This window comes from Mesorhizobium sp. M1006 (genome assembly GCF_040318825.1).
Taxonomy (GTDB): domain Bacteria; phylum Pseudomonadota; class Alphaproteobacteria; order Rhizobiales; family Rhizobiaceae; genus Mesorhizobium.
In genome coordinates, this window is sequence record NZ_JAMYMZ010000008.1 from 167,047 (window position 1) to 181,976 (window position 14,930).

A 14,930-nucleotide genomic window follows, 5' to 3' on the forward strand; every position below is an offset into this window, starting at 1 on the left:
GGCTCCGACTTTGCCTTGACCGGCCCCCTGAAGCCCATAAAACGGGAAGCCCGTAAAAGAAGGGCAGCCGAGGGACGAGGCCTGCATGTTCACAAAGATCCTGGTCGCCAACCGTGGCGAGATCGCCTGCCGCGTGATCAAGACGGCGCGCAAGATGGGCATCGCCACCGTCGCGGTCTATTCCGACGCCGACCGCGACGCCGTGCATGTCGAAATGGCCGACGAGGCGGTGCATATCGGGCCTTCGCCGGCTGCGCAAAGTTATCTGGTCGCGGAAAAGATCATCGCCGCCTGCAAGGCCACAGGAGCAGAGGCCGTGCATCCCGGCTACGGTTTCCTGTCCGAGCGGGCATCCTTCTGCGAAGCGCTGGAGCAGCAAGGCATCGTCTTCATCGGCCCGAAGCCCAAGGCCATCAAGGCGATGGGCGACAAGATCGAATCGAAGAAGTTCGCCAACGCGGCCAAGGTGTCGACGGTGCCCGGCTGGCTCGGCGTCGTCGAAAGCGCCGCCCATGCCGAAAGAATAGCCGGCGAAATCGGCTATCCCGTGATGATCAAGGCTTCGGCCGGCGGCGGCGGCAAGGGCATGCGCATCGCCTGGAGCAAGGCAGAGGTGCGCGACGGCTTCGACCGGGCGCGGTCGGAGGCCAAAAGCTCGTTCGGCGATGACCGCGTCTTCATCGAAAAATTCATCGTCGATCCGCGCCATATCGAAATCCAGGTGCTCGCCGACGCGCATGGCAATACGCTCTATCTCGGCGAGCGCGAATGCTCGATCCAGCGCCGCAACCAGAAGGTCGTGGAGGAGGCGCCGTCGCCGTTCCTCGACGCCAAGACCCGCAAAGCCATGGGCGAGCAGTCGGTGGCGCTGGCCAAGGCCGTCGACTACCAGAGCGCCGGCACGGTCGAGTTCATCGTCGACAGCGACAAGAACTTCTATTTCCTGGAAATGAACACGCGGCTGCAGGTCGAGCATCCGGTGACGGAGCTCGTCACCGGCATCGACCTGGTCGAGCAGATGATCCGCGTGGCGGCCGGCGAAAAGCTCGCCATCAAGCAGAGCGACGTCAAGCTGAACGGCTGGGCGGTGGAAAGCCGCCTCTATGCCGAAGATCCGTATCGCAACTTTCTGCCGTCGATCGGCAGGCTGACGAAATACCGGCCGCCGGAAGAGGGAAAATTCGGCGAAATCGTCATCCGCAACGATACCGGCGTTACCGAAGGCTCGGAAATCTCGATGTTCTACGACCCGATGGTCGCCAAGCTGTGCACCTGGGCGCCGACACGGCTGGCGGCGATAGACGCGATGTCGGAAGCGCTGGACAGTTTCGTCGTCGACGGCATCGAGCACAACATACCGTTCCTGGCGGCGCTGATGCAGCATCCGCGCTGGCGGGAAGGGCGGCTATCGACGGCGTTCATCGCCGAGGAATATCCCGACGGCTTCGCGCCCATTGTGCCGAACAGCGAAGAAAACGCGGTGCTGGCCGCGATCGCCACCGCGGTCGAACTGCTGCGCCGCGACCGGCTCGACCGGCTGGGCGGGCGGCTGGCGCCGCATTCGGGCGCCTTGAAACGCGATTGGGTGGTGAAGATCGGCCGGGATTATCTTTCGGTTGCCATCGTCGAAGGCATGATTTCCATTCCGATGGAGCTCGACCTCACAATCGACGGCGGCAAACCGCTGACGGTGGCATCCGACTGGCGGCCGGGCGATCTCATCTGGCGCGGCACGGTCGGCGGCCGCAAGGTCGCGGCGCAAGTCAGGCCGGTGCTGAACGGGTTCCGCATCGCCTGGAAAGGCATCTCGGTGACAGCCCGCGCCATGCTGCCGCGCACCGCCGAACTCGAAAGGCTGATGCCGGAAAAAGTGGCGCCGGATACCTCGAAGATGCTGCTATGCCCGATGCCCGGCCTCGTCGTGTCGATTGCCGTTGCCGAGGGGCAGGAGGTCAAGGCCGGCGAGACGCTGGCCGTGGTCGAGGCTATGAAGATGGAAAACGTGCTGCGCGCCGAGCGCGACCTCATCGTCTCGAAGCTCAACGCCAAGCCCGGCGACAGCCTTGCCGTCGATGCTGTGATCATGGAATTCGCGTGAGGTTGGACCCGCCCTCGACGCTCTGTCTGAAGTTGGCGGGACAGCGCGCCCCTCTGTCCTGCCGGACATCTCCCCCTAAAATGTCCCTAAAGTGGGGAGATTGGCAGCTTCGGCGCCTAGCTCGCTCCTGCAACGTTGGAAATTGGCGAAAGCCGAGATGATGGCCAATCTCCCCCCTCGTGGGGGAGATGTCCGGCAGGACAGAGGGGGGCGCGAAGGAACGCGACCTTGCAATTGGTTGGGCACGCTCAGTGGAGGAGGGACAAGGCGAGGCCGCGAGGAATTCGCATTTTTCCCCGTCGCGCCGTATTTTGTTCTTGCTTTGTGCCGGCAGCTATGCTAGTAATTTGGGTATGGTGCTAATTGGCTCCAGCGACCCGCCCGCAGTGGCGGGTTTTTATTTGCAGCCTGACGTCGGCGGGACAGCGCCCCTCTCTGTCCTGCCGGACATCTCCCCCACGAGGGGGGAGATTGGCAGCTTCGGTGGCAGCGCCTTTCTGCCGGCGGAAGCGATTGCTAAGTTCACAAAGCTCCAATCACTACCGCTGGACTCGTGTTACCCGGTGCCGGACAATACAATACAATACAATACATCTTCATCGACTGAGTCCTTGTGAGGCGGCGCGAAAAAACCATGGCGGATGAAAGACTTCCACGCGATCCCTTGCTGCGCGAGGCCTATGCAAAGGCGTCGCGGGCGGAGGCGGCGGCGCGTCGATTCATTCATCTGCGCGTGCATTCGGCCTATTCGCTGCTCGAAGGTGCCTTGCAGCTCGGCAAGATCGTCGGCCATGCGGTGCAGGACGAATGCCCGGCAATCGCCGTCACCGACACCAACAATCTGTTCGGCGCGCTGGAATTCGCCCAGAAGGCGGTAAAGGATGGCATCCAGCCGATCATCGGCTGCCAGATCGACCTCGCCTTTTCCGGCGAGGCGAGCGACAGCCAGCGCGACCGCAGGCGGCAAGGACCGGAGATGCGGCCGGTCGTCCTGATCGCCGCAACCGAGGCCGGCTACGGCAATCTGGTCAGGCTGGTCAGCCGCGTCTACCTCGAGACACCGCCCGGCGAAGCGGTGCATCTGACGAGCGAGATGCTGCAGGGCCACACCGACGGATTGATCTGCCTTACGGGCGGGCCGCGCGGTCCGATCGGCACTGCCTTGAAACAGGATCGCCGCGAACTCGCCGAGACCAGGCTGTCGGCGCTCAAGGGCCTGTTCGGCGACCGGCTCTATGTCGAGTTTGAGCGGGTCTCCGGTTACGACCGCGCCATCGAGCAGTCGTCGGTCGACCTCGCCTACCGCCACGATCTGCCGCTGGTTGCCACCAACGAGGCGTTTTTCTTCTCTCGTGAAGACTATGAGGCGCATGACGCCCTGATCGCCATCGCCGAAGGTTCCGTGGTGGCGGCCGACAATCGCCGCCGCCTTTCGCCCGACCACTTCCTGAGAAGCCAGGCCGATATGGCGAGGCTGTTCGCCGACCTGCCGGAAGCTATCGACAACACCGTCGAGATCGCGCTGCGCTGCTCGTATTACCCGAAGACCCGCAATCCGATTCTGCCGCGCTTTGCCGGCCGCGATGTCGCCGACGCCGATGCTGCGGTCAAGGCGGAGGCGCAGGAGCTTGCCAGGCAGGCGCATGAAGGGCTAGAGGCGCGGCTGGCGGCGCACGGCCCGACGCCGGGCTACACGGTCGAGCAATATCGCGAAAGGCTGGATTTCGAGCTCGGCGTCATCGAGAAGATGAAATATCCGGGCTATTTCCTGATCGTTGCCGACTTCATCAAATGGGCCAAGGCACAAGGCATTCCGGTCGGCCCGGGCCGCGGTTCGGGCGCCGGCTCGCTGGTCGCCTATGCCACGACCATCACCGACATCGACCCACTGCGTTTTTCGCTGCTGTTCGAGCGCTTCCTCAATCCCGACCGCGTGTCGATGCCCGACTTCGACATCGACTTCTGCCAGGACCGGCGCGAGGAAGTCATCCGCTACGTCCAGCAGAAATACGGCCGCGACCAGGTTGGCCAGATCATCACCTTCGGCACGCTGCAGGCGCGCGCGGTGCTGCGCGACGTCGGCCGCGTGCTGCAGATGCCTTACGGGCAGGTCGACAAGCTGAGCAAGATGGTGCCGTCGAACCCGGCCAATCCGGTCAAGCTCGCCGACGCCATCGCCAACGAGCCGCGCTTTGCCGAAGAGGCGGAGCGTGAGCCGATCGTGCAGACGCTGCTCGATACGGCGCAGAAACTGGAAGGTCTTTATCGGCACGCCTCGACGCACGCCGCCGGCATCGTCATCGGCGACCGGCCGCTGTCGGAGCTGGTGCCGATGTACCGCGATCCGCGCTCGGACATGCCGGTCACGCAGTTCAACATGAAATATGTCGAGCAGGCCGGGCTGGTGAAATTCGACTTCCTTGGCCTGAAGACGCTGACGGTGCTGGACAGGGCCGTCAAGCTGATCCGCCGCCGCGGCATCGAGATCGATCTTGCCCACATTCCGCTCGACGACCCCGAAACCTACGCCATGCTGTCGCGCGGCGAGGTGGTCGGCGTGTTCCAGGTGGAAAGTGCCGGCATGCGCAAGGCGCTGATCGGCATGCGGCCCGACTGTATCGAGGACATTATCGCGCTGGTCGCGCTCTACCGGCCGGGGCCGATGGAGAACATACCGACCTACAACGCCAGAAAGCACGGCGAGGAGGAGATGGCGTCGATCCACCCGAAGATCGACCATCTCGTCAAGGAGACGCAAGGCGTCATCGTCTACCAGGAACAGGTGATGCAGATCGCGCAGGAGCTCTCCGGCTATTCGCTGGGCGAAGCCGATCTGCTGCGCCGCGCCATGGGCAAGAAGATCCGCGCCGAGATGGACAAGCAGCGCGAGCGCTTTGTTTCGGGCGCGGTCGAGCGCGGCGTCGGCAAGCCGCAAGCCGACTTCATCTTCGACCTGCTGGCAAAGTTTGCCGACTACGGTTTCAACAAATCGCATGCCGCCGCCTATGCCGTCGTCTCCTACCAGACCGCCTATCTGAAGGCGCATTACCCCGTCGAATTCCTGGCGGCATCGATGACGCTCGACATGGGCAATACGGACAAGCTCGCCGATTTCCGCCAGGATGCGCTGCGCCTCGGCATCGAGGTGGTGGCGCCGTCGGTCATGACGTCGTTCCGGGATTTCGAGGTCGGCGAGAACCGCATCTTCTATTCGCTGGCCGCGCTCAAGGGCGTCGGCGATGCGGCGGTCGAGCACATCGTCGCCACGCGCGGCGAAAAACCCTTCAAGAGCCTCGCCGATTTCTGTGAAAGGGTCGATCCGAAGATCGTCGGCAAGCGCGTCTTCGAAAGCCTGATCATGGCCGGCGCGCTAGACTGCTTCGGTCATGACCGCGCGGCGATGATGGCCGGCGTCGAGCGGATGATGGGGCTGGCGTCGCTGGCGCAGCAGAATGCCGTCACCGGCCAGCATGACATCTTTGGCGCCTCGCTCGGCGCACAGTCGCAGGCGCTCAACTTGCCGGCGACCGATCCCTGGCTCGCCGCCGACCGCCTGCACCGTGAATTCCAGGTGGTCGGGTTCTATCTCTCGGCGCATCCGCTCGACGAATACAAGGCGGCGCTGCAGAAAATGCGGGTGCAGACCTGGGGCGAGTTTTCGGCCGCCGTCAAACGCGGTGCTGCCGCCGGCCGGCTCGCCGGCACGGTGACCACCAAGCAGGAGCGCAAGACGCGCACCGGCAACAAGATGGGCGTCGTGCAGTTCTCCGACACCTCCGGCCAGTATGAAGCGGTGCTGTTTTCCGAGGGGCTGGCGCAATACCGCGACTTGCTCGAACCCGGCCGCTCGGTGGTGATCACCGTTTCGGCCGAGGACAGGCCTGAAGGCGTCAATCTGCGCATCCAGACCGTGCAGTCGTTGGAGGAAGAGGCAAGCCGTATCCAGAAAGCGTTGCGCATCTTCGTCAGAAATGACGCACCGGCATTGACAATCCAATCGCAGCTTGGCCAGCGTGGCGACAGTCAGGTGAGCATCATCGTCATCAAGGAAGGCGGCGAGGGCGAGGTCGAGATCGAGTTGCCCAACCGCTACCGCGTATCGCCGCAGATCGCGTCGGCGATGCGGGCGGTGCCGGGCGTGGTCGAGGTGGAACTGGTCTAAGAGTTAGCGCACGCTTATGAAGCGGCGATCTCCGCCGGTTGCGGTGCTCTCCGCTGCAGGTTGAGCAGATTTCCCATGAGGATCAGCAGGGCGCCACCGGCGGTGAAGGCGTCGATCTGCTCGTGATAGAGCAGCCATCCGATCACCGCCGACAGCGGCACGCGCAAAAAGTCCATTGGCGAGATGACCGTCGCATCGGCATAGACAAGTGCGCGGGCCATGCAGAAATGCGACGACATGCCGGTGAAGGCGATGAGCAGGATCCACGGCCAGAGCTCAAGCGGCGGGTTGCGCCATTCGTAAAGCGCCGGGACGAGGCCAAGCAGCGACTGGATGATCAACATCCAGAAGATGATGCGCACGACGCTGTCCGTCCGCGTCAGCGACTTGACGAGAACCATCGAGACGCCGAAGCAGACCGCGGCTCCCAGCACGATAACATGCCCCGGATTGACCGCGCCGACGCCCGGACGCACGATGATCACAACGCCGATCAGCCCGAGCACGATTGCCGCCAGCCGTGGCCGGGACAGCCTTTCGCCGAGGAAAGCGACGGCCAGCAAAGCGGTCCAGATCGGCGTCGTGAATTCGATCGAGATCAGTACCGCAAGCGGGATCAGCGTCAGGGCGTAGAGCCAGGCAGCCTGGCCGGTATAGTGGACGACGTTGCGGGCGATATGAGCCAGCGGGCGTCCGGTGCGCATCGCCGCAAAACCGCCTGACATCATGACCAGCGGCAACAGGATGAAAAAGCCGATCACCGAGCGCAGCTCGAGCACCTGGAAGACGTTTAGTTCGGCCGTCGTGGCGCGGCCGGCCACCGACATCGCCAGGAACGAGGCGATCGACAGCGCCATCCAGAACGCGGCCTTGGGGATCGAGGGTGCGGGTGCCATGCGGCTATGTCGCAAGCCGGAGCGCTCATCGCAACCGCTAGCCGACGCATTCGACTGGGCCAGCCGTGCAGCGTTGCAAACAGTGATGTTGAAGCCGGAACCCGCCGCTGAGGGAAGCGTTGGTCCCTCAGTGTTTGCGTGCTGTGTTTTGGACACCAACGAGGAGCGGTCCGATGAAATCACTTGCACGATTTGTACTTGCCGGCTGCCTGACGGCCGGGGCCGGGGCAGCGCATGCCGACGATCCGGATTTTCTTCGCTCATTCCAGGGGAATTTCGCCGGCAAAGGCATCGTCAAGGTGACCACCGATGCGCCGACGGTGAATGTCTCCTGTCATTTCAATTCCGACGCAACGTCGAGCTCGCTATCGCTCGACGGCAGCTGCCGCGGTCTTATCGTGGTAACGCGCGCCATCAGCGCCGATCTCAAATCGAGCGGGACGAAATACACCGGCACCTATGTCGGATCGCGCACCGGGCCGGCGCAATTGAGCGGCAGCCGCTCCGGCAACGCAATCAATCTCGGCATCCGTTGGGCCAAGGAGGTCAATGGCGATCGCAAGGCGCAAATGACGGTCGAGAAGAACGGCGAGAATGGCATGCGGCTGATCGTCGTCGATACCGATCCGAAAACCGGGAAGAGTGTGGTGACCACCCGGATCGATCTGCAGCGCACGTGACTGGGGCAAGTTGATATTCAGGTGAGGCCGGCCTGCGAAAGGCGGTTTCCTGCGCATCCAGTGCTCACGTACTCACAAGTGCGCTCCGCTCCGGTTCTCGGAAACCACCCTTCTCGACTCGGCCTGACCTGAATCTCAAACATGCCGGTATCATTCCTCGACCGGTTCGGGCGGATGGGCATCGCGGCCCTTGCCGAAGGTATAGCCGGTTTCCACCGCCCTGCGGCCGAACTTGCCGCGCAGCGTGTCGATGGCGCCTTCGGCCATGGCGCGCTTGCGTGACTGGACGTCGACCAGGTCGGGCGGGTCCGCCCGGTCATCGTCGGAGAGATCGCTGACGCCAATGCCGAGCAGCCGGTATTTCGTGCCATCCGCTTCCTTGCGCAGCAGCTCGAGCCCGGTCTGAAAGATGCGGTCGGCCAGCCGGGTCGGATCGCCGAGCTGGCGATTGCGCGTGCGGATCCTGAAATCCTGGGTCTTCAGCTTGAGGACGACGGTGCGTCCGGCAATGCCGGATTTCTTCAGCCGGGCCGAGACTTTTTCCGACAGCGCCCTCAGCACCGAAACCAGTTCGTCGACGGAGGCGATGTCGGTATCGAAAGTGGTTTCCGCCGAGACGCTTTTCGCGTCCTGGTCGGGAACGACGCGACGGTCGTCCTCGCCGCGCGAAAGCCGGTAGAGCCGGTCGCCCATGACGCCGTAGCGGCGCATCAGATCGCCACGTTCCATGCGCTGCAACTGGCCGATGGTGCGGATGCCGTCGCGCTCGAGTGTGGCGGCAAAGGCCTTGCCGACCCCCCAGATCAGCGTCACCGGCTGCTCGGCCAGGAAGCCGATAGCCTCGGCCTCGCCGATCACCGAAAAGCCGCGCGGCTTGCGGAAGTCCGATGCCACCTTGGCCAGGAACTTGCAGTAGGAAAGACCGGCCGAAACGGTGATGCCGATCTCCTTTTCCACGCCGAGTGCGAAGCGCGCCAGGACCACCGCAGGCGGCAGGCCATGCAGGCGCTCGGTGCCGGCGAGGTCGAGAAAGGCCTCGTCGATCGAGAGCGGCTCGACCAGCGGCGTCAGCGCCTGCATCATGGCGCGCACCTCACGGCCGACGCGGACGTATTTTTCCATGTCCGGCGGCAGGACCACCGCTTCCGGGCAGGCTTCGAGCGCCTTGAACATCGGCATTGCCGAGCGCACGCCGTGGATGCGGGCAATGTAGCATGCGGTGGAGACGACGCCGCGCTTGCCGCCGCCGATGATCAATGGCCGGTCCTTCAACGCCGGGTTGTCGCGCTTTTCGACCGCCGCGTAGAACGCGTCGCAATCGATATGGGCAAGGCGCAGCCGGTAGAGCTCCGGATGGCGGGCGAGCCGTGGACTGCCGCAGCGCTCGCAACGGCGTGCCTCGCTGCGCTGAAAACTCAGGCAGTCGCGGCAAAAACCGTGTTCGGGATTGTTGACAGGGGCCGCCATCGCTGCGAACATAAAGAGAACAAATGTAATGGTACGTCAGGACGGATGCCACGACAAGGCGGTGGGCCGGGAGAGAGCTCATGAATACGACCATAGCGCCGCTAGTGCCCGAGCTTTGGGCGGATTTCGAAGATCTTTTCGGTAGGCAAGGCGCCTGCTACGGCTGCTGGTGCACACATTTCCGGCTGTCGCCCGCAGCACGCCGCGCGAGCAACCGGGAGCGCAACAAGGACCACATCAAGGCGCGGATCGGGGCCGGGCCGCCGCCCGGCGTGCTGACTTTCGAGGGTGGCCAGGCGGTCGGCTGGATGCAGATCGGCCCGCGTGCCGACGTGCCCGAATGGAACAACCAGGGCAGGGGGTCGGCGCCGATCGACCCCGCCGACGCCAGCGATCCGGGCGTCTGGGCGATCTCCTGCTTCTTCATCCGCACCAAAGCACGCGGCAAGGGCCTGTCGCACCGCCTGGTCCAAGGCGGCATCGAGTTCGCCCGCGAGAACGGCGCGCGGCTGATCGAGGCCTGCCCGATCGACCTGTCGAAGGATTCGCGCTCGATCGGGCTGTTCGTAGGCTCGTCGCGGGTCTTCGAGAAGGCCGGGTTCCAGCGATTGGTCGAACGTAAGCCAGGCCGACCGCTGGTGCGGCTGGTGCTTTAGCCGGATGCGCTTTTGGCCTACAGCCGGCGTCTTGCCGCTGTAACGCTGTTTCACTAATACAAGCAATGATTTGGCCCGAGACAACGGAGAATCGACGTGAAGCGTGTATTGCCACTTGTTCTCGCCGTCGCGTTTAGCGCGCCCGCTTTCGCCCAGACCGTCGACAGCCAAGGCGCGAAGAAGCTTACCGATGATCTGGCACATTATTTCGGCAGGCAGGGTTTCGATATCGGGCTGGTGAAAATCACTGCCGACGGCGATGCGTACAAACTCGCCGTCGATTTCAAGCCGCTCGTCGCTTTGCTGTCGAAACAGGATTCCTTCAAGTTCGACGTCACGCCTTACGACATGCGGGTCAAGCCGCGCCAGGACGGGCAGTGGGACGTGTCGGCGGATACGTCGCTGACCGGATCGTTCGATTTCAAGGGGCCTCAAGGGCCGCAGCACATCGACTTTTCGGTGTCGAACAACAAGTTCACCGGTGTGTATGATCCGGCCCTGGTGGCCTTCGTCAGCGCCACGGGGTCAATGGACGCTATGACGATGAAAACCCGGGAGCCGAAGCAAGAGGCCGATGTCTCTGCCGGTGCCGGCACCGCCACGCTAAATTCGACGAAATCGGCGAACGGCGGCATCGATTTCACTGTCGCGGAAAAGATCTTGAATTTTGCTGAAGTCCTCAAAATCAACGATCCCGAGCGAGGGTTGAATTTCCCGGTCACCCTCAATGCGCCGGAATTTTCGGTGCATGCAAACGGCAAGGGTGTTCGGACAAAGCCGTTGATGGATCTGCTTGCTTTTGCCGTCGCTAATGAAGACGAGGCGAAACTGAAAGTAAATCAGGCGGAACTTAAGTCACGTCTCCTTGCGGCGTTGCCTGTCTGGGAAAGAATCGATGGAACGTACGCCTTCAAGGATTTCGCAATTGAGAGCCCAGTCGGCAAGTGGGGTGCGAAGCAGTTGGATTTGGCTAGCGGCATGGATGGCGTCTCCCAGAACGGCAAGATCAACTATGGGATCAAGGCCTCCGGTCTGACGATCCCCCGGCAATTGCTGCCCGCCTGGACTGGTCCACTGGTGCCGACGGATATCGACCTCAACTTCGGCGGTACCAATATCGATCTCGACACGATGGCGAAGAAGGCGATCGAAGCCTTTGATCTCAATAAGAATCCGCCGTTGCCGGGGGAATTCGGCAAGGCTTTGGTCGCCGATTTCAAGGCCAAGAAACCCAAAGTAATCCTCGGCCACTCGACCGTGAAGAATGGCGACGTCGAAGTCGCCATGGAAGGCGAGATGACTTTCCCGGGCGGCGAAAAGCCTGATGCGACCGTGACCGTCGCTGTGGCCGGCTACGACAGGATCGTCGATGCCTTGAAGGAAGGCGCCAAGAGCGATGAGCAGATGGCGCAGGCCTTCCCCTTTGCGCTGGCCGTCAAAGGTTTTGGCAAGACGCTGCCGGATGGCCGGCTGGAATGGGTGATCAACACCAAGGCCGATGGGTCCGTTGCGGTCAACGGCGCCATGCTGAAGGGGCCGGATGAAGTCCAGGACGACAGCGCCGGCCAGGATGACAACTCGGGCGATGATGGCGCGAATGGAACGGACAATTCGACCGGGGGCGAGGATTCGGACGGCGGCGACAATGGCGGGGCAGGACCGAAGCTGCAGCCCTGAGCGCTCGCATTAAAGCCCCAGAGCGCTCGCGATCTTCGGCGCGGCGTCGCGCCAGTCTTCGACGACTCTGACGCCGTCCGGCGGCGGCGGCAGGAAAGCGCGCAGCGAATTGTCGGCCATCAGATGGAAGAGATACGCATCGGCGACCGAGTTCTGCACCGACACAAGATTGGACGGCTGATCGTCGACGAAAGCGACCGGGCGGCCCTTGTTGCCGCGCAATTTGGCCACCGCCGGTCCCTTGGCCATTTCGGTGGTCAAAAGCGGGTAGGGCAATCCGAGCGCGTCGAGATGCGCACGGCGCACCACGCGGTGCTTGTGCGGCATGGCGGTTAGCAGAACGATCTCGGCGCTGTCGCTAAGCGCTGCAAGAGCATCCTCGGCACCGTCGGTGATGCTTTGCCAATCGGCCTGGGCGTCAAAGAATTCCCCCAGAAGTGCCGTAACCTCGGGCTGTTCGATCAAACGGCCGCTCGCCGTTTCGGTGATGTTGCCGGTGAGGCGGAAGGAAGCCAGCGTCAGGCCGAAGCCGCGCGATTTGAGGAAATGCGGAAACGGCCGGATGAATTCGAGCACGACGTCGTCGACGTCGAGCACCAGCAGCGGCCGGTCGTCGGCGGCCAGCTCCTCGATCTGCCGCGCCGTCTCGGGATCGTCGCTCATACCGAATGCTCATGATTGTCGTCGCCGAGCGGCAGCGCCCGCAATGCCTTGCCGACTGCGGCGGGCGGCGTTCCGGTCTCCTCGGAAAAACGCATCAGCGTCGGCTCATGGGCAAGGATGAACTGCAGCACGCCGGCCAGGAATCCCGGCTCGCCTGCCGCCCGGCGGATGGAATGGGCTTCGATGCCGGTGATCGCCAGGAAGCGGGGCAGAAGTTCCGGATCGGCGGCGACGAAGCCCAACGCCTTTACGGCAATGGTTTCCGCTTCCTCGCGCATTGACGCTGCGTTTGCCATCGCTACCTTCCTTCATGGGCGGAATCGTTCTGTTTTCGCAGTAGTGGCAAGTGTCGCCGGCAGCAAGCTCGCCCACCTGGAATCCGAACGCTTTTAGGGCGGCCGGTTTGCGTTTCGTCAATCATATTGCCGTATAGTGGGAACAGGTTTGGTGCGTGCCGACAAGGGGCGCATGACGGCACCCTTCGAGTGGAAGGTCAGCCGGGACGGGAAATCGATGCCAAAGAAGGTTATGATCGTCGAAGACAACGAGCTCAACATGAAGCTCTTTCGCGACCTCATCGAAGCGAGCGGCTACGAGACGGTGCGCACACGCAACGGCCTGGAAGCGCTGGATCTGGCGCGGCAGCACAGGCCGGACCTCATCCTGATGGACATCCAGCTGCCGGAAGTGTCGGGCCTCGAGGTCACCAAATGGCTGAAGGAGGACGATGATCTCCACGTCATCCCGGTCATCGCCGTCACCGCCTTCGCGATGAAAGGGGACGAGGAGCGCATTCGCCAGGGCGGCTGCGAGGCATATATCTCCAAGCCGATCTCGGTGCCGCGTTTCATCGAAACCATCAAATCCTACCTGGGCGATGCCTGATGTATCTTTCCAGCCGAGCCGGAGCTTTGTGAAATGACCGCGCGGATCCTCGTCGTCGACGACATCCCAGCCAATGTCAGGCTGCTGGAGGTTCGGCTGCTCGCCGAATATTTCGAGGTCCTGACCGCCACCAACGGGCCGGACGCGATCGAGATCTGCGAGAACGGCAAGGTCGACGTCGTGCTGCTCGACGTGATGATGCCCGACATGGACGGGTTCGAGGTCTGCCGGCGGCTGAAGGGCGACCCGGCGACATCGCACATCCCTGTCGTGATGATCACCGCGCTCGACCAGGTTTCGGACCGGGTGCGCGGCCTCGAGGCCGGCGCCGACGATTTTTTGACCAAGCCGGTCAACGATCTGCAGTTGATGACGCGCGTCAAGAGCCTGGTCAGGCTGAAATCGCTGACCGACGAGCTGCGGCTGCGCGCCTCGACGACACGCAATATCGGCATCGAGGAGCTTTTGAGCCGCAACTTCGCTGCCGACGATGCGGTGCCGAAGGTGCTGCTGGTCGACGAGCGCAAATCCTCGTTCGAGCGCATCCAGAAGATGCTGCGCGGCAGTGCCGATCTCGACGTCGCCAACGATCCGCATGCCGGCTTCTTCCAGGCCGCCGAGCAGCCGTATGAATGCGTGATGATCTCGACGGCCTTCGCCGATTTCGACCCGCTGAGGCTCTGCTCGCAATTGCGCTCGCTCGATCGCACCCGTTTCCTGCCGATCATCCTTCTGGCGGACGAGGGCGAGGAGGGACGTATCATCCGCGGCCTCGAACTCGGCATCAACGATTATCTGATGCGGCCGATCGACCAGCAGGAGCTGACCGCGCGGCTGCGTACGCAGGTGCGCCGCAAGCGCTACAACGACCAGCTTCGCGCCAGCGTCACCCAGACCATCGAGATGGCGGTGACCGATGCCCTGACCGGCCTGCACAACCGCCGCTATCTCGACAGCCATTTGCAGACGCTGTTCGACCGCGCCGTGGCACGGCGCCGGCCGCTGTCGGTGATGATCACCGATCTGGACCGCTTCAAGAGCATCAACGACGCGCATGGCCATGACGGCGGCGACGACGTGCTGCGCGAATTCGCGCGGCGGCTGCGCAAGAATGTGCGCGGCATCGACCTGGCCTGCCGCTTCGGCGGCGAGGAGTTCGTCGTGGTGATGCCGGACACCGACGGCGCGGTGGCCGAAAAGGTCGCCGAGCGCATTCGCGCCGAAATCGCCCAACTGCCGTTTCCCGTCGGCGCCGAAGGCAAAGCCGTCGAAGTCACCGTCAGCGTCGGCGTTTCGTCGGTGCTGAAAGGGGTGGACACGGTCTCCGCGCTAATGAAACGCGCCGACCTTGCGCTCTACGAAGCCAAGAGCGGCGGCCGCAATCGCGTCGTCGCCAAGGCGGCTTAGCACCGAACACCAATTGCCGGGTCAACGCGACAAGGTTACGAATTTACCTTAATCCAAGCGATTTGCGAGGCTTGGTTAAGAAACGGTTGATTTCCATAAGTTGTTGCGCAAATGTGCAGCCCTTAGACGTAACCGGCACGAGGCTAGATCGCCGGTTCGACCCGAAGAATACCCCATGATGCTCAGGTCCGCCGCATCTCCTGGGTCCGTGGGGTCGGCCGGCCGGCGCTGGCACATAGTGGCCTCCTCGTACCGCTGCCAAACGCCGGCCGGCCCCCAATTTTCAAAACACATCAGGATTATACGCCAAGACCCGGAAAATGTTTGGTTTTTGTTGCG

At 63.0% G+C, this 14,930-nt stretch carries 11 protein-coding genes; 7 read left to right on the plus strand and 4 right to left on the minus strand.

Going from position 1 to position 14,930, the window contains the following annotated elements; translation table 11 throughout:
- The first annotated feature begins 85 nt into the window (after window positions 1-85).
- Together NKH60_RS10495 and dnaE are read left to right on the plus strand one after the other, a co-directional pair.
- Window positions 86-2,098, plus strand: a complete 2,013-nt coding sequence (locus NKH60_RS10495; RefSeq protein ID WP_352831583.1) for an acetyl-CoA carboxylase biotin carboxylase subunit — start codon at window positions 86-88, stop codon at window positions 2,096-2,098.
- Between the two features lie 634 nt (window positions 2,099-2,732).
- Window positions 2,733-6,260, plus strand: coding sequence for a DNA polymerase III subunit alpha (dnaE, locus tag NKH60_RS10500; RefSeq protein WP_352850860.1), 3,528 nt, complete (start codon window positions 2,733-2,735; stop codon window positions 6,258-6,260).
- A gap of 14 nt (window positions 6,261-6,274) precedes the next feature.
- Here dnaE and NKH60_RS10505 read toward each other — a convergent pair whose 3' ends face one another.
- Window positions 6,275-7,156 carry a DMT family transporter gene (locus NKH60_RS10505; protein ID WP_352872072.1) on the minus strand — a complete coding sequence of 294 codons (882 nt, stop codon included), beginning with the start codon at window positions 7,154-7,156 and terminating at the stop codon, window positions 6,275-6,277.
- 173 nt (window positions 7,157-7,329) lie between these two features.
- Here NKH60_RS10505 and NKH60_RS10510 point away from each other — a divergent pair, with 173 nt between their 5' ends.
- Window positions 7,330-7,836: a hypothetical protein gene (locus NKH60_RS10510; protein ID WP_352471786.1), complete on the plus strand. Its 507-nt coding sequence runs from the start codon at window positions 7,330-7,332 to the stop codon at window positions 7,834-7,836.
- A 150-nt stretch (window positions 7,837-7,986) separates the two neighbouring features.
- Here the strand turns inward: NKH60_RS10510 and NKH60_RS10515 are convergent, their stop codons facing one another.
- Window positions 7,987-9,315 (minus strand): DNA polymerase IV, encoded by a 1,329-nt coding sequence (locus NKH60_RS10515; protein WP_352471784.1) that lies wholly within the window; start codon window positions 9,313-9,315, stop codon window positions 7,987-7,989.
- 68 nt (window positions 9,316-9,383) lie between these two features.
- On the opposite strand from NKH60_RS10515, the gene NKH60_RS10520 reads away from it, so the two are divergent.
- Together NKH60_RS10520 and NKH60_RS10525 are read left to right on the plus strand one after the other, a co-directional pair.
- The gene (locus NKH60_RS10520; protein WP_352872074.1) at window positions 9,384-9,959 is read left to right on the plus strand and encodes a GNAT family N-acetyltransferase; all 576 of its coding nucleotides are present in this window, start codon (window positions 9,384-9,386) and stop codon (window positions 9,957-9,959) included.
- 348 nt (window positions 9,960-10,307) lie between these two features.
- On the plus strand, window positions 10,308-11,636 hold the full coding sequence (locus tag NKH60_RS10525; protein WP_352816729.1) for a hypothetical protein: 1,329 nt from the start codon (window positions 10,308-10,310) through the stop codon (window positions 11,634-11,636).
- A 9-nt stretch (window positions 11,637-11,645) separates the two neighbouring features.
- Here the strand turns inward: NKH60_RS10525 and NKH60_RS10530 are convergent, their stop codons facing one another.
- Together NKH60_RS10530 and NKH60_RS10535 are read right to left on the minus strand one after the other, a co-directional pair.
- Window positions 11,646-12,299, minus strand: a complete 654-nt coding sequence (locus NKH60_RS10530; RefSeq protein WP_352831588.1) for a hypothetical protein — start codon at window positions 12,297-12,299, stop codon at window positions 11,646-11,648.
- Window positions 12,296-12,595, minus strand: a complete 300-nt coding sequence (locus tag NKH60_RS10535; protein WP_352502452.1) for a DUF3572 domain-containing protein — start codon at window positions 12,593-12,595, stop codon at window positions 12,296-12,298. Before NKH60_RS10535 ends, NKH60_RS10530 begins: the two co-directional genes overlap by 4 nt.
- A 217-nt stretch (window positions 12,596-12,812) precedes the next feature.
- On the opposite strand from NKH60_RS10535, the gene NKH60_RS10540 reads away from it, so the two are divergent.
- Both NKH60_RS10540 and NKH60_RS10545 read left to right on the plus strand, forming a co-directional pair.
- On the plus strand, window positions 12,813-13,184 hold the full coding sequence (locus NKH60_RS10540; RefSeq protein ID WP_006334976.1) for a response regulator: 372 nt from the start codon (window positions 12,813-12,815) through the stop codon (window positions 13,182-13,184).
- Between the two features lie 33 nt (window positions 13,185-13,217).
- On the plus strand, window positions 13,218-14,591 hold the full coding sequence (locus NKH60_RS10545; protein WP_352448689.1) for a PleD family two-component system response regulator: 1,374 nt from the start codon (window positions 13,218-13,220) through the stop codon (window positions 14,589-14,591).
- Window positions 14,592-14,930 lie beyond the last annotated feature (339 nt).